This window comes from Pseudomonas sp. BT-42-2 (genome assembly GCF_025847435.2).
Lineage (GTDB): Bacteria > Pseudomonadota > Gammaproteobacteria > Pseudomonadales > Pseudomonadaceae > Aquipseudomonas > Aquipseudomonas urmiensis.
In genome coordinates this window covers 230,024-249,095 of record NZ_JAOYTM010000012.1, presented here as the reverse complement: position 1 = coordinate 249,095, position 19,072 = coordinate 230,024, and the positions used below count along the sequence as shown (strand labels likewise).

18 protein-coding genes are annotated in these 19,072 nt (G+C 63.0%); 9 read left to right on the top strand and 9 right to left on the bottom strand.

Features of this window, described 5'->3' with window-relative positions:
* Nucleotides 1–157: 157 nt before the first annotated feature.
* The gene (locus OIU19_RS15815; RefSeq protein ID WP_186554711.1) at nucleotides 158–325 is read left to right on the top strand and encodes a hypothetical protein; all 168 of its coding nucleotides are present in this window, start codon (nucleotides 158–160) and stop codon (nucleotides 323–325) included.
* 44 nt (nucleotides 326–369) lie between these two features.
* Nucleotides 370–2,523 carry a mechanosensitive ion channel family protein gene (locus OIU19_RS15810; protein WP_264235791.1) on the top strand — a complete coding sequence of 718 codons (2,154 nt, stop codon included), beginning with the start codon at nucleotides 370–372 and terminating at the stop codon, nucleotides 2,521–2,523.
* 89 nt (nucleotides 2,524–2,612) lie between these two features.
* Here the strand turns inward: OIU19_RS15810 and OIU19_RS15805 are convergent, their stop codons facing one another.
* Nucleotides 2,613–3,326 (bottom strand): UTRA domain-containing protein, encoded by a 714-nt coding sequence (locus tag OIU19_RS15805; protein ID WP_186554709.1) that lies wholly within the window; start codon nucleotides 3,324–3,326, stop codon nucleotides 2,613–2,615.
* A gap of 339 nt (nucleotides 3,327–3,665) precedes the next feature.
* Here OIU19_RS15805 and OIU19_RS15800 point away from each other — a divergent pair, with 339 nt between their 5' ends.
* From OIU19_RS15800 to OIU19_RS15775, 6 genes are all read left to right on the top strand, one after another.
* Entirely contained in the window at nucleotides 3,666–4,727 is a 1,062-nt protein-coding gene (locus OIU19_RS15800; protein ID WP_264235790.1) for an ABC transporter substrate-binding protein, read from the top strand.
* 426 nt (nucleotides 4,728–5,153) lie between these two features.
* Nucleotides 5,154–5,960 (top strand): alkaline phosphatase family protein, encoded by an 807-nt coding sequence (locus tag OIU19_RS15795; RefSeq protein ID WP_264235789.1) that lies wholly within the window; start codon nucleotides 5,154–5,156, stop codon nucleotides 5,958–5,960.
* Entirely contained in the window at nucleotides 5,957–6,796 is an 840-nt protein-coding gene (locus OIU19_RS15790) for an ABC transporter permease subunit (protein WP_264235788.1), read from the top strand. The genes OIU19_RS15795 and OIU19_RS15790 overlap by 4 nt, the downstream gene beginning before the upstream one ends.
* A complete protein-coding gene (locus OIU19_RS15785; protein ID WP_186554705.1) occupies nucleotides 6,786–7,580 on the top strand; it encodes an ABC transporter permease in 795 nt (264 codons plus the stop codon). Before OIU19_RS15790 ends, OIU19_RS15785 begins: the two co-directional genes overlap by 11 nt.
* A 1-nt stretch (nucleotide 7,581) precedes the next feature.
* Nucleotides 7,582–8,571, top strand: a complete 990-nt coding sequence (locus tag OIU19_RS15780; RefSeq protein ID WP_264235787.1) for an ABC transporter ATP-binding protein — start codon at nucleotides 7,582–7,584, stop codon at nucleotides 8,569–8,571.
* A gap of 12 nt (nucleotides 8,572–8,583) precedes the next feature.
* Nucleotides 8,584–9,237 (top strand): HAD family phosphatase, encoded by a 654-nt coding sequence (locus tag OIU19_RS15775; protein ID WP_264235786.1) that lies wholly within the window; start codon nucleotides 8,584–8,586, stop codon nucleotides 9,235–9,237.
* 88 nt (nucleotides 9,238–9,325) lie between these two features.
* On the opposite strand, the gene OIU19_RS15770 is transcribed toward OIU19_RS15775, so the two are convergent.
* Nucleotides 9,326–10,288, bottom strand: a complete 963-nt coding sequence (locus OIU19_RS15770) for an NAD(P)H-quinone oxidoreductase (RefSeq protein WP_264235785.1) — start codon at nucleotides 10,286–10,288, stop codon at nucleotides 9,326–9,328.
* Between the two features lie 140 nt (nucleotides 10,289–10,428).
* Between OIU19_RS15770 and OIU19_RS15765 the strand changes: the two genes are divergently transcribed.
* Nucleotides 10,429–12,510, top strand: a complete 2,082-nt coding sequence (locus OIU19_RS15765) for a carboxy terminal-processing peptidase (RefSeq protein ID WP_264235784.1) — start codon at nucleotides 10,429–10,431, stop codon at nucleotides 12,508–12,510.
* Nucleotides 12,511–12,610: 100 nt separating this feature from the next.
* On the opposite strand, the gene OIU19_RS15760 is transcribed toward OIU19_RS15765, so the two are convergent.
* The 7 genes from OIU19_RS15760 to nirB all read right to left on the bottom strand — a co-directional run bounded on the left by OIU19_RS15760 (nucleotide 12,611) and on the right by nirB (nucleotide 19,020).
* Nucleotides 12,611–12,979 carry a hypothetical protein gene (locus OIU19_RS15760; protein WP_264235783.1) on the bottom strand — a complete coding sequence of 123 codons (369 nt, stop codon included), beginning with the start codon at nucleotides 12,977–12,979 and terminating at the stop codon, nucleotides 12,611–12,613.
* Nucleotides 12,976–13,320, bottom strand: a complete 345-nt coding sequence (locus OIU19_RS15755; protein WP_264235782.1) for a helix-turn-helix transcriptional regulator — start codon at nucleotides 13,318–13,320, stop codon at nucleotides 12,976–12,978. The genes OIU19_RS15760 and OIU19_RS15755 overlap by 4 nt, the downstream gene beginning before the upstream one ends.
* A gap of 100 nt (nucleotides 13,321–13,420) precedes the next feature.
* Nucleotides 13,421–13,861, bottom strand: coding sequence for a YkvA family protein (locus OIU19_RS15750; RefSeq protein ID WP_264235781.1), 441 nt, complete (start codon nucleotides 13,859–13,861; stop codon nucleotides 13,421–13,423).
* Between the two features lie 268 nt (nucleotides 13,862–14,129).
* The gene (locus OIU19_RS15745; protein ID WP_186554697.1) at nucleotides 14,130–14,873 is read right to left on the bottom strand and encodes an FKBP-type peptidyl-prolyl cis-trans isomerase; all 744 of its coding nucleotides are present in this window, start codon (nucleotides 14,871–14,873) and stop codon (nucleotides 14,130–14,132) included.
* Between the two features lie 255 nt (nucleotides 14,874–15,128).
* Nucleotides 15,129–16,061: a pca operon transcription factor PcaQ gene (gene pcaQ, locus OIU19_RS15740; protein WP_264235780.1), complete on the bottom strand. Its 933-nt coding sequence runs from the start codon at nucleotides 16,059–16,061 to the stop codon at nucleotides 15,129–15,131.
* A 44-nt stretch (nucleotides 16,062–16,105) separates the two neighbouring features.
* Nucleotides 16,106–16,468, bottom strand: a complete 363-nt coding sequence (gene nirD / locus OIU19_RS15735) for a nitrite reductase small subunit NirD (RefSeq protein ID WP_264235779.1) — start codon at nucleotides 16,466–16,468, stop codon at nucleotides 16,106–16,108.
* Nucleotides 16,468–19,020: a nitrite reductase large subunit NirB gene (nirB, locus tag OIU19_RS15730; protein WP_264235778.1), complete on the bottom strand. Its 2,553-nt coding sequence runs from the start codon at nucleotides 19,018–19,020 to the stop codon at nucleotides 16,468–16,470. Before nirB ends, nirD begins: the two co-directional genes overlap by 1 nt.
* Between the last annotated feature and the right edge of the window lie 52 nt (nucleotides 19,021–19,072).

The following is a 19,072-nucleotide window of genomic DNA, read 5'->3' as shown; positions in this document are numbered from 1 at the left end:
CAAGCCCGCTCCCACGCAGACCGCCTGTGCATAAGCGTGGGAGCGGGCTTGCCCTGCGACAGGGCAGGTACAGGCAAAACACCTGCCACGGATCAAGCCCCACCCCGCCCCAGCCGCTATGCTTACTACATGGCCCCAAAGCAGAAGGATTCTGTCCATGTCCCCGTTCATCTCGCTGTTCTTGCCGGTCTTCCTCCTGCTGATGCTGCTGACCATCGGTTTCAGCCTGCGCGAGCGTAATGTCGGAGTGGTGATGATGTGGGTCGGTACGCTCGGCATTTTCGGCATCATGTGCTGGAAGATCCTTGAGAAACTGCCCACATAAACCTCTACACTCGGTCAATCGTTTGACCTGAGGTAGATTTCCCGGTGCCTGCCCTCCTGCGTTGCCTGACCCTGCTGCTGTTGCTGTTCACCCTGCCCGTACACGCTGCCGGCCTGCCGGGGATACTCGGCTCCAGCGCCCCTGCCCAGCCGCAAGCCAGCGAGCCGTTGGCCAAGTCGCTGGACGAGGTGATCAAGAACCTTGAGAACGACCAGCAACGGAGCAAGCTGCTGGCTGACCTGAAGAAGCTGCGCGACGCCAGCAAACAGACCCAGACCAGCCCTGAACAAGGCGTGCTCGGCCTGATTGGCGGCGCCCTGCACGACCTGGAAAGCCAGTTCAGCGGTGACGCCAGCCCGTTTCGCCGCTGGTCGCAGGAAATCGAGCAAGCCCAAGCCGAGTTGACCTCACTGATGGTGCCGGTGCACCAATGGCCGGCGATCCTGTTCGGCTTCATCGCCATCATCGCGGTGTGGAGCCTGCTGGCCTATGCCTTCAACTGGATCGGCCACCGCGTACGTCTGCGCTTCGGCCTGAGTGAAGAACTGCCCCAGCACCCGCGCACCTGGGACCTGGTGCGCTTTGCCCTGCGCAAACTCGGCCCCTGGCTGGTGGCGCTGGTGTTCACCGTGTACCTGAGCTTTGCCCTGCCCTCCTCGCTGGGTAAATCGATGGCGATGGTGCTGGCCTATGCGCTGGTGGTCGGCACCTGTTTCTCGGCGATCTGCGTGATCGCCTTCTCCCTGCTCGACGGCCCGCACCGCCACCGCGCCTTGCACATCCTGCGCCATCAAGCATTCCGCCCGCTGTGGCTGATCGGCAGCTTCGCGGCCTTCGGCGAGGCGATGAACGACCCGCGCCTGACCACGGCCCTGGGCACGCACCTGGCGCATGCCCTGGCGACCCTGACGAATGTGTTGGCGGCGCTGTGCACCGGGTTGTTCATCCTGCGTTTCCGCCGGCCGATCGCCCACCTGATCCGCAACCAGCCACTGTCGCGGCGCCTGACCCGGCGCACCTTGAGCGACACCATCGAGATCCTCGGCAGTTTCTGGTACATCCCGGCACTGATCCTGGTGGCGATTTCGCTGTTCGCCACCTTCGTCTCAGCCGGCGACACCAGCACCGCCTTGCGCCAGTCGCTGATGTGTACCGTGCTGGTGGTGGTGTGCATGGTGCTCAATGGCCTGGTGCGCCGCCACGCCGCCAACCCCAAGCGCGCCAATCGCCGCCAGGAGGTGTATACCGAGCGCCTAAAGAACTTCGGCTATGCCTTGGTGCACCTGTTCATCTGGCTGGTGTTCATCGAGCTGGGCCTGCGCGTGTGGGGCTTGTCGATGATTGGCTTCGCCGAAGGCCAAGGGCATGAAGTGAGCCTGCGCCTGCTGGGCCTGGCTGGCACCCTGATCGCCGCCTGGCTGGTGTGGATCCTGGCCGACACCGCCGTACACCACGCGCTGGTGCGTTCGCGCCGCGGGCTGGCCAACGCCCGCGCGCAGACCATGATGCCGCTGATTCGCAACGTGTTGTTCGTGGCCATTTTCATCATCGCGGTGATCGTCGCCCTGGCCAACATGGGCATGAACGTGACCCCACTGCTGGCCGGTGCCGGGGTGATCGGCCTGGCCATTGGTTTTGGCGCGCAGTCGCTGGTGGCCGACTTGATCACGGGCCTGTTCATCATCATCGAAGACTCGCTGGCCATCGATGACTACGTCGATGTCGGCGGCCACCTGGGCACGGTCGAGGGCCTGACCATCCGCACCGTGCGCCTGCGCGATATCGACGGCATCGTGCATACCATCCCGTTCAGCGAGATCAAAAGCATCAAGAACTACTCGCGCGAGTTCGGCTACGCCATTTTCCGTGTGGCGATCCCGCACAGCATGAACATCGACGAGGCGATAACGCTGATCCGTGAGGTGGGCCAAAAGCTGCGCAGCGACCCGCTGATGCGCCGCAACATCTGGTCGCCGCTGGAACTGCAAGGGGTGGAAAGCTTCGAATCCGGCCAGGCGATCTTGCGCGCACGCTTCAAGACCGCGCCGATCAAGCAGTGGGAAGTGTCGCGGGCGTTCAACCTGGCGCTCAAGCGTCAGTTGGATGAAGCTGGGGTAGATTTGGCCATGCCTAGGCTGTCGGTGCAGGTGGTGACGGCTGGGGGTGGTGGGTTGACCGAAACTGGCGCTGCCGGGTGACGCCTCATCGCGGGGCAAGCCCGCTCCCACGCAGCGCCCTACATTGAGCGTGGGAGCGGGCTTGCCCCGCGATGGCGTAGCGTGCAGCACTACCCTGCCTCAGCCCGAATACGAATCGCATCATGGCGCCAATACTCAAGGTCACAGTCGATCAAATGTCCATGCTGATCGCTGTTGACCCGGGTGATGTGCAGCCCAGGGCTGCCCGCGGAAACCTTCAATGCCAGCGCCGCCGCCACCGGCAAGGCGGTAGGCAGAATCTCGAAACACACCTGGCCGTAGCGAATCTGATACTCGCGCTGATAGATCTCGGTCAGCGACTGGGCCAGGTCCTGTTCGAGAATCCCCGGAAAATAGTGCGGATTCAAATAGTGCTCGGCATACAGCACTGCCCGCCCATCGATGCGGCGCAACCGGCAGATCTGCACCACACTGGACAACCCCGGCAGGCGCAAGCGCGCGCAGATCGCCGCCGACGCCGGCAGTAGCCGCGCCGACAACAGCTCGGTACTCGGTAGCCGCCCCTGATCACGGACCATGGCGTGAAAGTGGCTGCGCTCGATCAGGTCATAGGTCAGCCGCTGCGGTGCGACAAACCAGCCGCGGCGCTCTTCGCGATAGATCAACCCCTGTGCCTCCAGCTGCACCAATGCCTCGCGCAGGGTGATGCGCGTGGTATCGAACACCTCGCTGAGCTTGCGTTCAGCCGGCAGCTTGCCGCCCGGCGCCAGCAGACCGTGTTCGATCTGTTCCTGCAAGGCATGACAGATAGCTGTTACCGCGCGCGGTGGCGTCGCTTGCATCAAAGGTTACCTATCTGGACTAGTCCAGCCCCAGAACAGGGCATTTGGAGAATAGTGCAAGCCTAGGCACAGCCGATGAACATCCTGTGACAAAGCCCTGCACAGGCCCCTGCCAGAAACGGGCCAGCCCTTGCCAATCAAGGCGTGGGTCTTGGTCTACGCTGTATCTCCAGGGCTGCCGGTTGCCCGTACTGGCGCCTTTCCTACATCAAACTGTCACGCAAGCGGCCTACCTTGGCTCAAGGTTTGCTGACCTAGACCACCACCGCAAGCAAGGTTTGCTCGATAAGCATAATTTCAAAGCACAACTGCAAGGCATCCCCACCAAAGGAGCTTCGGATGAAAAAGTTCTTCATGGCGTCACTGCTGGGCTCGGCCATCGCCCTGGGTAGTTCGGCGTGGGCCGCGGACGATCTCAAGGCCCTCGAAGACGCCGCCCGCAAGGAAGGCGCCGTCAACAGCGTGGGCATGCCCGATGCCTGGGCCAACTGGAAAGACACCTGGCAAGACCTGGCCAGCAAGTACGGCCTAAAGCACAGCGACACCGACATGAGCTCGGCCCAGGAAATTGCCAAGTTCGACGCCGAGAAAGACAACGCCAGCGCCGACATCGGTGACGTCGGCGCTGCCTTCGGCCCTATCGCCGTGGCCAAGGGCGTGAGCCAGCCGTACAAGCCGAGCACCTGGGATCAGGTTCCAGCCTGGGCCAAGGACCAGGACGGCCACTGGGCCTTGGCCTATACCGGCACCATTGCCTTCATCATCAACAAGGATCTGGTCAAGGAAGGCGATCGGCCGAAAACCTGGCACGACCTGGAAAGAGGCAAATACAAAGTCGCCATTGGCGATGTCGGCACTGCCGCCCAGGCCGCCAACGGCGTGCTGGCTGCGGCGATTGCCTACAAGGGCGACGAGACCAATATCGAACCGGGCCTGCAGCTGTTCACCAAGCTGGCGCAGCAGAAGCGCCTGTCGCTGGCCAACCCGACCATCCAGACCATCGAGAAAGGTGAAGTGGAAGTCGGCGTGGTGTGGGACTTCAACGGCTTGAGCTACCGCGCCCAGATCGATCCGAAGCGCTTCGAGGTACTGATCCCGTCGGACGGTTCGATCACCTCCGGCTATACCACCATCATCAACAAGTACGCCAAGCATCCCAATGCGGCCAAGCTGACCCGCGAGTACATCTTCAGCGATGCCGGGCAGATCAACCTGGCCAAGGGCCATGCCCGGCCGATTCGTGCCGAGCACCTGAAGCTGCCAGTGGATGTGCAGGACAAGTTGCTGCCTAACGAGCAGTATGGTGCGGCGCAGCCGATCAAGAACGCCGAGGCCTGGGAAGCGACCTCCAAGGCCCTGCCGCAAAAATGGCAAGAGCAAGTGATCATCGAAATGGAGTAAGGCCAGGACGCTTCGGTGCCTGAACCGGCCCCTTCGCGGGCAAGCCCGCTCCCACAGGGATCAGCGTTGCACTTACAGCCGCGTTGTTCCAGCGCAGACCACTGGCACTACGCTGACCTCAAGAGCAGTACCCAACCCTGTGGGAGCGGGCTTGCCCGCTTCCACAGGGATCAGCGTTGTACTTACAGCCGCGTTGTTCCAGCGCAGACCACTGGCACTACGCTGAACTCAAGAGCAGTACCCAACCCTGTGGGAGCGGGCTTACCCGCTCCCACAGGGATCAGCGTTGTACTTACAGCCGCGTTGTTCCAGCGCAGACCACTGGCACTACGCTGACCTCAAGAGCAGTACCGAACCCTGTGGGAGCGGGCTTGCCCGCGAAGAAGACGACACCGCAGTAACTGACACACCGCCACTGGAGCCGCCATGCAACACAACGTCATCCTGGTCCTGCTCGACGGCCTCAACCACCAGGTGGCCCATCACGCCATGGGCCACCTGCACGCCTACGTCGAGGCCGACCGCGCCGCTCTGTATCGAGTCGAATGCGAACTGCCGTCACTGTCGCGGCCACTATACGAATGCATCCTCACCGGTGTGCCGCCGATCGACAGCGGCATCGTGCACAACAATGTCAATCGCCTGTCCAACCAGCGCAGCGTGTTCCACTACGCCCGCGAAGCCGGCCTGGGCACCGCGGCGGCGGCCTATCACTGGATGAGCGAGCTGTACAACCGCTCGCCGTTCGACCCGCAACGCGACCGCCATACCCACGCGCCCAAACTGCCGATCCAGCACGGTCTGTTCTACTGGGACGACCGTTACCCCGATTCGCACCTGCTGGCCGATGCCGAATATCTGCGCCGGCGCCACGCACCGAATTTCCTCCTGGTGCATCCGATGAGCATCGATGACACCGGCCACCGCCATGGCCTGGACAGCAGCCAGTACCGCAACGCGGCGCGCAGCGCCGACATCCTGCTGGCCGACTACCTGCCGCGCTGGCTCGAAGAGGGCTACCAGATCCTGGTCACCGCCGACCACGGCATGAACAACGACCGCTCGCACAACGGCCTGCTGGCCGAAGAGCGCGAGGTGCCGCTGTTCGTCTTCGGCGACGCGTTCAGCCTCGACCCTGCGGCCAAGCCCTTGCAAACCGAGCTATGCGGGACGATCTGCGAACTGCTCGGGGTGACCCACGACAAAACGGTTTGCCGGGAGCTGCTCAAGTGACCTCCAGCCACCGCGGCCGTTTCCTGGCCCTGCTTTGCCTACTGCCGTTCGCGGTGTTCTTCTTCATCTTCCAGATCGCCCCGCTGGGCTGGGTCGCGGTGCACAGCCTGCACGCCGAAGGCGGCTGGGGGCTGGACAACTTCAGCAAGATATTCGCCTCCAAGTTCTACCTGCAGGCGCTGCAACGCAGCCTGGAGATCAGCTTCTATTCGAGCCTGTTCGGCATCCTGATCGCCATCCTCGGCGCCTATTCGCTGCGCCAGGTCGACTCGCGGCTGCGCGATTTCGTCAGCGCCTTCGCCAACATGACCAGTAACTTCTCAGGCGTACCACTGGCCTTCGCCTTCATCATCCTGCTCGGGTTCAACGGCGCGCTGACCCTGCTGCTCAAGCAGATCGGCCTGCTCGAAGACTTCAGCATCTATTCCAAGAGCGGCTTGATCCTGGTCTACACCTATTTCCAGATCCCACTGGGGGTGCTGCTGCTCTACCCGGCCTTCGACGCCCTGCGCGAAGACTGGCGGGAGTCGGCCGCGCTGCTGGGCGCCAGCCACTGGCAATACTGGCGACACATTGGCCTGCCCGTGCTGATGCCAGCCCTGCTGGGCACCTTCGTCATCCTGCTGGCCAACGCCCTGGGCGCCTACGCCACCGTCTACGCGCTGACCACCGGCAATTTCAACGTGCTGCCGATCCGCATCGCGGCGCTGGTGGCGGGCGACATCAGCCTCGACCCGAACCTGGCCAGCGCCCTGGCGATGGTGCTGGTGGGCTTGATGACGCTGGTGACCGTGGTCCATCAATGGCTGTTGAAGAGGAGCTACCATGCGCGCTGAACCTGGCAAGGGCGGCGTGTACCACCGCGTGGTGGTGTACTTGCTGTTCCTTATATTGCTGCTGCCCCTGGCCGGCACCCTGCTCTACTCGCTGGCCACCAGTTGGTCGGCAAGCCTGCTCCCCAGCGGGCTGACCTTGAAGTGGTACGTGGCACTGTGGAGCGAGCCGCGCTTTCTCGCCGCATTCGGCCAATCGCTGCTGGTTTGCGTTGGCGCCCTGCTGTTGTCGGTGGTGCTGATCCTGCCGTTGTTGTTCGTGGTGCATTACCACTTCCCGCGGTTGGACGCCCTGATGAACATCCTCATCCTGTTGCCGTTCGCGGTGCCGCCGGTGGTGTCTTCGGTGGGCTTGCTGCAACTGTATGGCAGCGGGCCGATGGCGATGGTGGGTACGCCGTGGATCCTGATCGGCTGCTACTTCACCGTCGCCCTGCCGTTCATGTACCGGGCGATCACCAACAACCTGCAGGCGATCAATCTGCGCGACCTGATGGACGCCGCCCAATTGCTCGGCGCCAGCACCTGGCAGGCGGCGTTGCTGGTGGTGCTGCCCAACCTGCGCAAGGGCTTGATGGTCGCCTTGCTGCTGTCGTTCTCGTTCCTGTTCGGCGAGTTCGTATTCGCCAACCTGTTGGTCGGCACCCGCTACGAGACCCTCCAGGTGTACCTGAACAACATGCGCAACAGCAGTGGCCACTTCAACAGCGCACTGGTGATTTCCTACTTCGCCTTCGTCCTGCTGCTGACCTGGGTCGCCAACCGCCTGAACAAGGACAAATCCTGACATGAGCTTCGTCAGCGTAGAAAAACTGCACAAAAGCTATGCCGGCACCCCGGTGTTCCAGGACATCGACTGCCAGATCCAACGCGGCGAGTTCGTCACCCTGCTCGGCCCCTCCGGCTGCGGCAAGTCCACCCTGTTGCGCTGCATCGCCGGGCTGACCCCGGTGGACAGCGGGCAGATCCTGCTGGACGGCCAGGACATCGTTCCGCTCAGCCCGCAGAAGCGCGGGATCGGCATGGTGTTCCAGAGCTATGCGCTGTTCCCCAACATGACCGTGGAGCAGAACGTTGCCTTTGGCCTGCGCATGCAGAAGACCAAAGCCGAAGAAAGCCAGGCGCGGGTGCGTGAGGTGCTGGAGTTGGTCGAGCTGGGCAGCTTCGCCGGGCGTTACCCGCACCAGCTGTCGGGCGGCCAGTGCCAGCGGGTGGCCTTGGCCCGCTCGCTGGTCACTCGCCCACGCCTGCTGCTGCTCGATGAGCCGCTGTCGGCGCTGGATGCGCGCATCCGTAAGCACCTGCGTGAGCAGATCCGCGCGATCCAGCGCGAGTTGGGCCTGACCACTATTTTCGTCACCCACGACCAGGAAGAGGCGCTGACCATGTCTGATCGCATCTTCCTGATGAACCAGGGCCGCATCGTCCAGAGCGGCGATGCCGAGACCCTCTACACAGCGCCGGTGGACCTGTTTGCCGCAGGTTTTATCGGCAACTACAACCTGCTCGATGCCGACAGCGCCAGCCGCGTCCTGCAACGGCCAATCGCCAGCCGCCTGGCGATCCGCCCCGAGTCGATCAGCCTCGGCCTCAATGGCGAGCTGGACGGCCTGGTCCGCAGTCATAGCTTGCTGGGTAATGTCATCCGTTACCGGGTCGAGGTGCGCGGGGTGGAACTGGTGGTGGATGTGCTCAACCGCTCATCGGCCGATCTGCATCCGGACGGCCAGCGGGTATCCTTGGCAATCGACCCCACCGCGCTACGAGAAGTGGCTTAGGAGATTTGCGCAATGGCTTTGGCAATTTTCGATCTGGACGAAACCCTCATTCACGGTGACTGCGCGTCACTGTGGAGTGAGCAGATGGCGCGGCTTGGCTGGGTCGACGGCAAGGAGTTTTTGCGCCGAGACCATGAACTGATGGAGGCTTACGGCAAGGGTCACCTGCGCATGGAAGAATACATGGCCTTCAGCCTGGAGCCGATCGCCGGGCGCACCCTGGAAGAGGTCGAGCATTTGGTCGAGCCGTGGGTCGAGGAGGTGATCGAGCCGATCATCTATGGCGATGCCTGCCGCTGTATCGCCGAGCATCGCAAGCTGGGCGACCGGATTCTGATCATCTCGGCCTCCGGCACTCACCTGGTAGGGCCGATCGCTGCGCGGTTGGGGGTCGATGAGTACCTGGCGATCGAGCTGGAGGCGGTCAACGGGGTGTATACCGGCATGACCCATGGCGTGCTGACCTACCGCGAAGGCAAGATCATTCGCTTGCTGGCGTGGCTGGATCAGGAGCAGGAAAATCTGGAGGGGGCGAGTTTCTATTCGGACTCGCGCAATGACTTGCCGTTGTTGCTGAAGGTGGATCATCCGAGGGTGGTCAATCCGGATGCGGTGTTGCGTGAGCATGCCCAGATCAATGGCTGGCCGATTCTGAGTTGGTCTTGAGCTCGCATTCGCGGGGCAAGCCCGCTCCCACGCCAGTAAATCGCTCTGGGGTGGGAGCGGGCTTGCCCCGCGATGGGGTCAGCAGGGACTACACAAGGCTCTGGTCGATCACCAACACCAACTTGCCCGACACCTGGTTGCTGGCCAGCTCCGCATAAGCCGCCTCGGCAAACGCCACCGGGTAGGTATCGACCAACTGCGCCTTCAGGCGGCCTTCAGTAAACAGCGGCCACACCTGCTGCGCCAACTCCTGCAGCAACTCAGCCTTGAAGCCATCATCGCGATTGCGCAGGGTCGAGCCCGTCACTTGCAGGCGCTTGCCCAGTACCACCGCCAGGTCCAACTCGACCTTGCGCCCGCCCATCAAGCCAATGATCACCCAACGCCCATCGCGCGCCAGCAGCTCAAGGTTAAGCGGCCCATAACCAGCGCCCACCGGGTCGAGGATCACGTCAAACGGCGCCAGCCCCTTCAAATCATCCAGGTTCTCATTGCGCACCACACCACCGGCCGCACCCAGATCCTGGCAATAGCTCAGCCGCTCGGCCGAGCCAACACTGACCCACACCGGGTTGCCAAACGCCTTGCACAGCTGGATCGCCGCCGAACCGACGCCGCTGGCCCCGGCATGCACCAGCACCTTCTCGCCGGCCTTCAGGCCGCCGAGCTGGAAGATGTTCAACCAGGCCGTGGCATACACCTCGGGAATCGCCGCCGCTTCGTGCAGGCTCAGGCCCTCGGGCACCGGCAGCACATGGCGGGCATCGACCACCACTTCTTCGGCCATGCCGCCACCGGCGAGCAGTGCGCACACCCGATCACCCACACGCCAGTCGGCACCAGCGCCAACCTCCTCGATCACCCCCGAGCATTCCAGGCCCAGGTAAGGGCTGGCCCCCGGCGGCGGTGGGTAGAGCCCGGCGCGCTGCAACAGGTCAGCGCGGTTCAGCCCAGCGGCGGCCACACGAATGCGCACCTGGCCCGCGTCACAGGTCGGGCGCTCGGCCTCGACCCACTCCACATGTCCGTCAACGCCTTGCAATGCCTTCACAGTGCCTCCATAGTTGAGTCATGACTGAGCCCGAGGATGCTTACCTCGGGCTTTTCGCAGTATTTGTCCGGCTCCATGGAACCGGCGAACGGAATAGACGGCCTACTATGCGTGATCAATTGCCTTTACGTCGAATCAGCATGAAGCATTTCCTGCCCAGCACCGCCCTCGCCCTGCTCATCGGCGTCGGCAGTCTGACGCTCGGCGGCAATGCGGCGGCCGCCAACAAGTGGGAAAGCCTGCAGCCAGATCGAGACGAGGTTGTTGCCAGCCTCAACGTGGTGGAGCTGCTCAAGCGCCATCATTACAGCAAGCCGCCGCTCGATGATGCCCGCTCGGTGATCATCTACGACAGCTACATCAAGCTGCTCGACCCTTCGCGCAGCTACTTCACCGCGTCCGACATCGCCGAATTCGACAAGTGGAAGACCCAGTTCGACGACTTCCTCAAGGCCGGCAATCTCGACCCGGGTTTCACCATCTACAAGCGCTACCTCAATCGGGTCAAATCGCGCCTGGACTTCGCCCTGGCGGAGCTGAACAAAGGCGTCGACAAGATCGACTTCACTGCCAAGGAATCCTTGCTGGTCGACCGCAAGGACGCCCCGTGGCTGAAGAATGAGGCCGAGCTCGACGACCTGTGGCGCAAACGCGTCAAGGACGAAGTACTACGCCAGAAGATCGCCGGCAAGGATCCCAAGCAGATCCAGGAAACCCTGACCAAGCGCTACAAGAACCAACTGGCGCGCTTGAACCAGACGCGTGCCGAAGACATCTTCCAGGCCTATATCAACACCTTCGCCCAGTCCTACGATCCGCACACCAACTACCTGTCGCCAGACAACGCGGAAAACTTCGATATCAACATGAGCCTGTCGCTCGAAGGTATCGGTGCGGTGCTGCAAAGCGACAACGACCAGGTCAAGATCGTGCGCCTGGTGCCGGCAGGCCCAGCAGCCAAGACCAAGCAGGTTGCCCCGGCTGACAAGATCATCGGCGTCGCCCAGGGCAACAAGGAAATGGTCGACGTGGTCGGCTGGCGCCTGGATGAAGTGGTCAAGCTGATCCGTGGCCCGAAAGGCTCGGTGGTGCGCCTGGAGGTCATCCCGGCCAGCAATGCGCCGAACGACCAGACCAGCAAAGTGGTCTCGATTACCCGCGAAGCGGTCAAGCTTGAAGAGCAGGCAGCGAAAAAATCGGTGCTCAAGCTCAAGCAGGACGGGCGTGACTACAAGCTGGGGATCATCGAGATCCCGGCCTTCTACCTGGACTTCAAGGCCTACCGTGCCGGCGATCCGGAGTACAAGAGCACCACCCGCGACGTCAAGAAGCTGCTCACCGAGTTGCAGAAAGAGAAAGTCGATGGCGTGGTCATCGACCTGCGCAACAACGGCGGCGGCTCGCTGCAGGAAGCCACCGAGCTGACCAGCCTGTTCATCGACAAAGGCCCGACCGTGCTGGTGCGCAACGCCGATGGCCGCGTCGATGTGCTGGAAGATGAGAACACCGGCGCCTTCTACAAAGGCCCGCTGGCGCTGCTGGTCAACCGCCTGTCGGCCTCAGCCTCGGAGATTTTCGCCGGCGCCATGCAGGACTACCACCGCGCGCTGATCATCGGTGGCCAGACCTTCGGCAAAGGCACCGTGCAAACCATCCAGCCGCTCAACCATGGCGAACTGAAGCTGACCCTGGCCAAGTTCTACCGGGTCTCCGGGCAGAGCACCCAGCACCAGGGCGTACTGCCGGACATCGACTACCCGTCGATCATCGACACCAAGGAAATTGGCGAGAGCGCCCTGCCCGAGGCGATGCCGTGGGACACCATTCGCCCGGTGATCAGACCGGCGGCCGACCCGTTCAAGCCGTTCCTGGCTGAGCTCAAGGCACGCCATGACGCGCGCAGCGCCAAGGACGCCGAGTTCGCCTACATCCGAGACCGCCTGGCCCTGACCCAGAAGCTGATGAACGAAAAGACCGTCAGCCTCAATGAGCAGGAACGCCGCGCTCGCCACGATGAGATCGAAGCCAAGCAACTGGCCCTGGAGAACATTCGTCGCAAGGCCAAGGGCGAAGAGCCGCTCAAGGAGCTGAAGAAGGAAGACGAAGACGCCCTGCCGGTCGAGGATGAAGACACCAAGCCGGAAGACGACGCCTACCTGTCCGAGACTGGGCGCATCCTGCTCGACTACCTGAGCCTGAACTCGCAGGTGGCCAAGCACTGAGTGCCGAGCAGCCGTTCAAACGTGTGACATAAACCAGAAGGGCCGAACGTGTGAACGTTCGGCCCTTCTGGTTTATGTACGGGTTGTATCAGCGCCTGGCTCAGGCCTCTTCGGGATAGCGGTACTCGAAGACCCGCACCACTTCCGATGCGTGCCAGGACGCCGCCTCCATGCCATCCACCGGCCCGGAAAACCGTCCAAGGCGTTCGACACATTCGAAAAAGCCGGTGCGCGGCAGGCGGCTGGCGCCCTGGCTGATCACCAGGGAGCTGCGCAGCGGCTGCTCGGCCTGGGCGTCGATACGCGCCAGGTATTCCAGGGCAGCGGTCAGCGTCTGCATCGCTGGGGTGGGCAATTGCAGACGCTCGAGCAGGGCGCGGTAGGTAAGCAGATGACGCTGGCGTCGGGCTAGATCAAGTTCATCGAGCAGGCTTTGCCACTGCTGACGGCTGATCCTCACCTGGCTCATGACCGCTCGCTCCAGCCAGCGATACCCAGGTGCCAGGCCAGACTGCGCAAGATCGCCGCATCAGGCCGACGCTCGCCTGCTTCGATCATGGCCAGGTACGCCGGACTGATGCCCACCGTACGCGCCAGTTGTTCGGGAGCCAGGCCCTTGGCCTGGCGTAACTGCGCCAGCTCACCCAGGTCGAGCAAGGTTGCGCTTGGCGCAGGAGCATCTGCCTGGCCTGCTTCGGCCTTGGCGGTGGCAGGCGCTTGACCAGCCGCCTTGAGCAGAGCCTGGTAGTGCTCCCAGGGAACAACGGCATATTCGGGCTGACCGTCCCGGCTGATGACCTGAATTTCCATCACAATCCCCTTACGTAGGATTACTCCATGTAATCCGTAGGCATAATCCTTATGCCAATTATATTACCAAGCGCGGGAGTCTGTGCAGTTCAGGTGCAAATCAGGGCGTGCGGCGCTCTAGGCGTAGCGCTTCAGGGGTGTCTGGCAGGCGCTCGACCACACGCAGACGCTCCGGGGCCTGGCTGTCACGCCAGGCTTTGAAGCGGCCCAGCTCATCGGCCACCGTCTTGAGCACCCAACCCAGCACGGCTATGTCATCGAGAAACCCGACACCCAGCAGCCAGTCGGGAATCGCGTCCAATGGGCTGACGAAATACAACAGGCCGGCCACCACGGTGACCAGCGCCTTGGGGCTGACCGCGCGGTACTCACCCCGCCACCACGCCAGGCACAGCGCCTGCATCAGCCGCACATCTTCGCGCAGCTGGCCAAGCCTGGGTCCTTTACGGGCAACGGCGAACAGCAAAGCCGGCAACCGACCACGGCTGAGCAAGCGCTCGGCCAGGGGCAGGAAACGGGTGAAATTCCAGGGTGCGCTCATGAGGCCTCCAGATCGGCAGAAGGTTATCCACATTTATTGTGGATAACCTTGTGAACAGGGCACAGTTTCCGACGCCGGGCGCCCAGCGGGCAAGGGTCTGGCTCAGATCGGGCGTTTTTTACACAGTTGTTTCATCTTCGCAAACGTTTTGCGGCAACCGCAACGCCAGTCCTTTTTCCGACAGCCCGATGCCCGCAAGGTTCGTCTTGCCTGCCCCGCTGAAACGACAACGCCCCGGCAGGCGGGGCGTTGTGCGGTCAGCCGAGGCTTACTTGGCCGGCGCTTCGGCAGCGTCCGGCGCTTCGCCTTCAAGCTTGCTCGGGTCTTTGATGGCGATCAGTTCCAGATCGAACACCAGTACCGAGTTAGCCGGGATCAGCGGGCTTGGGCTCTGCGCGCCGTAGGCCAGTTCAGCCGGGATGTACAGTTTGTACTTCTCACCGACGTGCATCAGTTGCAGGCCTTCGACCCAACCTGGGATCACGCCGCTGACAGGCAGGTCGATCGGGCTGCCGCGCTCGACCGAGCTGTCGAACACCTTGCCATCGATCAGCTTGCCTTCGTAGTGGACGGTAACCACATCGGTCGGCTTAGGCTGCGGGCCATCGGCCTTTTTCACCACTTCATACTGCAGGCCGGAGGCAGTGGTAACCACGCCTTGCTTCTTGGCGTTTTCTTCCAGGAACTTCTTGCCAGCGGAAGCGGCTTCTTCGCTGGCCTTGGTCAGGCGCTCTTCCGCACGCTTTTGCAGGGCGGTGAAGGCCTCGACCAGCTCTTCGTCCTTGATGCGTTGTTCTTTCTTGCTGACCGCATCCTCGATACCGAGGGCTACTGCTTTGGAATCAAGGTCTTCCATGCCTTCCTGAGCCAGGCTCTTGCCCATGTTCAGGCCGATACCGTAGGAGGCTTTCTGTGCCGGGGTTTTCAGCTCTACGCTGCTGGTCTGGGCATCGCAGCCCGCCAGAACCAGGCTTACCAGGGCAACCGCAGCCGCCAAACGATGTTGTTTCATGCTAGTTCCTTGTTCATGCGCCATAAGGGCAATCAGGGTAAAGCCGCGAGCTTATCAGGCGGCCGTTACCAATGGCTACCGGCATAAGAGCGGGTTGCGGGCTGGAAGTTCAGTGGGTGAAAGGTTGTTCATCCCAGGGTTGCAGCCAATGGCCAGTATTGACGGGATAGGCTCGGTTTGCCGGGTTTTTGTGGCTATTTATTTCGTAGTGCAGGTGACAGGGCACTTGAGAAGCCGCTGACATGCCCAGCACGCTCAAGGATAAACCCCATCCCGATACTGCCCGGCCACCTCGCGCAACACCTCGCACATCCACTGCGCGGGCAGACTCTGTGGCAACGCGGCATTGCGACAGATCCCCACCGAGCCACCCGGCTCTTGCACGCCGAGGTCCAGCTCAACCAGTTCGCCACTGCCCAGGTCGATCAGCACTGCATCGCGTGGCGCGACCCACACCGCATCGCTGCCCAACAGATAGCGCCGGCTCAACGCCAGCGACAGCGTCTCCAGGCGCTGCGCCGGCAGTTGGATGCCACATTGCACGAACAGGCTGTCTGCATGCTGGCGAATGGTCGTGCCCGCCGGCGGCAGCACCAACGGATAGTCCCCTACCCGCCCGCGCTCTACTGGCTGACGCGCCAGCAGCGGATGCCCAGGGCGCACCACCAGGCTCATCGACTCGCTATACAAATGCTCGAATGACAACCCCTGGATCTGCGGGCTGTCCGTCATGCGCCCGACCACCAGTTCCAGCTCACCCAAATGCAACTGGCCCAGCAACTGCGCACTGACGCCTGTGACCACGCTGATCACCAGATCCTGATGACGCTGGTGCAAGCGACACAGCACCTCCGGCATCAACAGCCCTTCGACGGTCGAAAGCACACCAATGCGCACCTGCGAAGGCGCTCGCGCTTCGCCGCGCAGCGTGCTCACCCCGTCGCGCAACGCCTGCACGCTGGGCCCGGCGTAGCGCATGAAACGGCTCCCGGCCGGGGTCAGCTCGACGCCCTGACGGGTGCGCTCGAACAGGCGCGCTTCAAGCAGCTCTTCAAGCTCCTTGAGGGTCTTGGAAATAGCTGGCTGGCTGATCGCCAACACCCCAGCCGCCCTGGCCAGACTGCCCTGGCGGGCAATTTCCAGGAAGCACAGAAGATGGCGATACTTGATACGCGTGTCGAGATTCATGCCTTGGGGGGCGGCCGCTGCCGCGATAGCGTCGATGCGCCATCTTATAGCATCGCCAGCTCCACAGCGTCGCCGCGCATCCTCACTGGCCACACCCGCAGCGCCTGCTGCGGATCCTCAAGGCAGCGCCCGCTGTGCAGGCTGAAGTGCTGCTTGTACAACGGCGCGGCGACCATCAGCTCGCCGCCGATGCTGCCGATCAAGCCGCGGCCGATGATGTTCGCCCCCGAGCGCGGGTCGCGATTGTCGACGGCGTACAACGCCTGCTCTTGATTGGGCAGGTAGAACAGCGCGACCTGCTCGCCTTCGAGCCACACCACTACGCCAGAATCGGCGACCAGGTCGTGCACCTGGCACACCGCCTGCCAGTGGGCGTGTTGCGCAACAGCAGCATTGGACAGGTTCATCAGACAGCCTCCTCGACAGTGGGGATCAGGTGCAGCGCGCTAGCAGGTCGGCGTTGTTCGCGTTCGCGGACGAAGTGCACGTCCGGGTCGGCGCGCCGGTCATTGACGAAGGTACGGAAGCGCTTGAGTTTCTCGGGATCGTTGAGGGCGTTGGCCCACTCGCACTCATACTGGTCGACCACATGCTGCATCTGCGCTTCGAGCTCGGCGCCCAGTTGCAGACTGTCGTCGAGGATCACCGCCTTGAGGTAATCCAGGCCGCCTTCCAGGCTCTCGCGCCAGACCGAGGTGCGCTGCAGCTTGTCGGCGGTGCGGATGTAGAACATCAGCACGCGGTCGATGGTGCGGATCAGCGCGTCGTCGTCCAGGTCGGTGGCGAACAGTTCGGCGTGGCGCGGGCGCATGCCGCCGTTGCCGCACACATAGAGGTTCCAGCCCTTGTCGGTGGCGATCACGCCAATGTCCTTGCTCTGCGCTTCGGCGCATTCGCGGGTGCAGCCGGACACCGCGAACTTGAGCTTGTGCGGCGAACGCAGGCCTTTGTAGCGATCTTCCAGGCGCAGGGCCATGCCGACGCTGTCCTGTACGCCGTAGCGGCACCAGATGCTGCCGACGCAGGATTTCACCGTGCGAGTCGACTTGCCGTAGGCATGCCCGGTCTCGAAGCCGGCCTCGATCAGCTCGCCCCAGATCAGCGGCAGCTCGTGCAACTGGGCGCCGAACAGGTCGATGCGCTGGCCGCCGGTGATCTTGGTGTAGAGGTCGTATTTCTTCGCCACCTGGCCTATCACAATCAGTTTGTCCGGGGTGATCTCACCACCGGGGATGCGCGGCACCACCGAGTAGGTGCCGTTTTTCTGCATGTTGGCCATGAAGGTGTCGTTGGTGTCCTGCAGCGGCACCAGTGCGGGGTCCATGATCGGCTGGTTCCAGCATGAGGCGAGGATCGAGCCCACCGCTGGCTTGCAGATGTCGCAACCGACATGACCCTTGCCGTGGCGTTCGAGCAACTCATTGAACGTGCGGATACCTTCGACCCGAACCAGGCTATAGAGCTCCTGGCGGGTGTAGGCAAAGTGCTCGCAAAGGCTCTTGTCGACAGTGACGCCGCGGGCGCTGAGTTCGTGTTCGAACACCTGCTTGAGCAATGCCGCGCAGCCGCCGCAGCCGCTGGCGGCCTTGGTGCAACTCTTGACTGCGGCAAGGTCCGCGCAGCCGCTGTCGATGGCGGCGCAGACCGCGCCTTTGCTGACGTTGTGGCACGAGCAGATGGTCGCGCTGTCGGGCAGCGCATCGGCGCCCAAGGCGGGTGCGCCAGCGCCTTGCGGCAGGATCAGCGCGGCCGGGTCGGCAGGTAGGGCGATACCGTTCTGGCAGTACTGCAGCAGGGTGTCGTAGTAGCTGTTGTCGCCGACCAGTACCGCACCAAGCACATGCTTGCCGCTGGCATCGACCACCAGGCGGCGGTAGGCCGCATTGGCTTCGTCGATGAAGCGATAGCTGCGCGAGCCGGGCGTGGCACCGTGGGCATCGCCGATCGAGCCGACATCGACGCCGAGCAACTTGAGCTTGGTCGACATGTCGGCGCCGGTGAACGGGCTGCTGGCCTCCCCGAGTAGCCGCGCAGCCAGGTTGCGCGCCATGCTGTAGCCCGGCGCGACCAGGCCGAACACGCAGCCATTCCACGAGGCGCATTCACCGATGGCGAAGATCTGCGAGTCGCTGGTGCGGCAGTCGTTGTCGATCACCACCCCACCGCGCGGGGCGATTTCCAGGCCGCAGCTGCGGCCCAGGGCATCTTGCGGGCGAATACCGGCGGAGAACACGATCAGGTCGGTTTCAAGGAACTCGCCACCGTCGAAATTCATCCGGTAGCGGTAGGCTTCGCCGGCACTGATCGACTGGGTGGCACGCGACAGGTGCACGCCAACACCGAGGGCTTCGATCTGCGCCTTGAGCGCCGCGCCGCCCTCGCCGTCCAGTTGCACCGGCATTAGGCGCGGGGCGAACTCCACCACGTGCGCTTCCAAGCCAAGGGATTTCAGCGCGTTGGCCGCTTCCAGGCCGAGCAAGCCGCCACCGACCACCACCCCGCGACGGGCATCAGCGGCTGCCGTGCGGATGGCGTCGAGGTCATCCAAAGTGCGGTAGACCAGTCGCGCAGTGCCGGTGGATCCCTCGATGGGTGGCACGAACGGGTAGGAGCCGGTAGCCAGGATCAGTTGGTCATAGCCATAACGGCCCTCGGCGGTGACCACCTCGCAGCGCTCGCGGTCGATCTCGACGACCGCTTCGCCCAGGTGCAGGTGCACGCCGTGGCCCCTGTAGAAATCACTGGGGCACATGGCCAAGGTTTCAGCATCGCTGCCGGCGAAGTACTCCGACAGGTGTACCCGGTCGTAAGCGCGCTGGCGCTCTTCGCCAAACACCCGCACCTCGAAACGGGCCAGGGCGCCACGCTCGACCAGTTGCTCGACGCAGTGGTGACCGACCATGCCGTTGCCGACGATGACCAGTCGCTGTAGATGTTCGCCGCTCGCTGTTGCCTTCATAGCCGATCCTCGATCACGGTTGGCGGGGTTGGCCGCCGTAAAGACAAAAAAA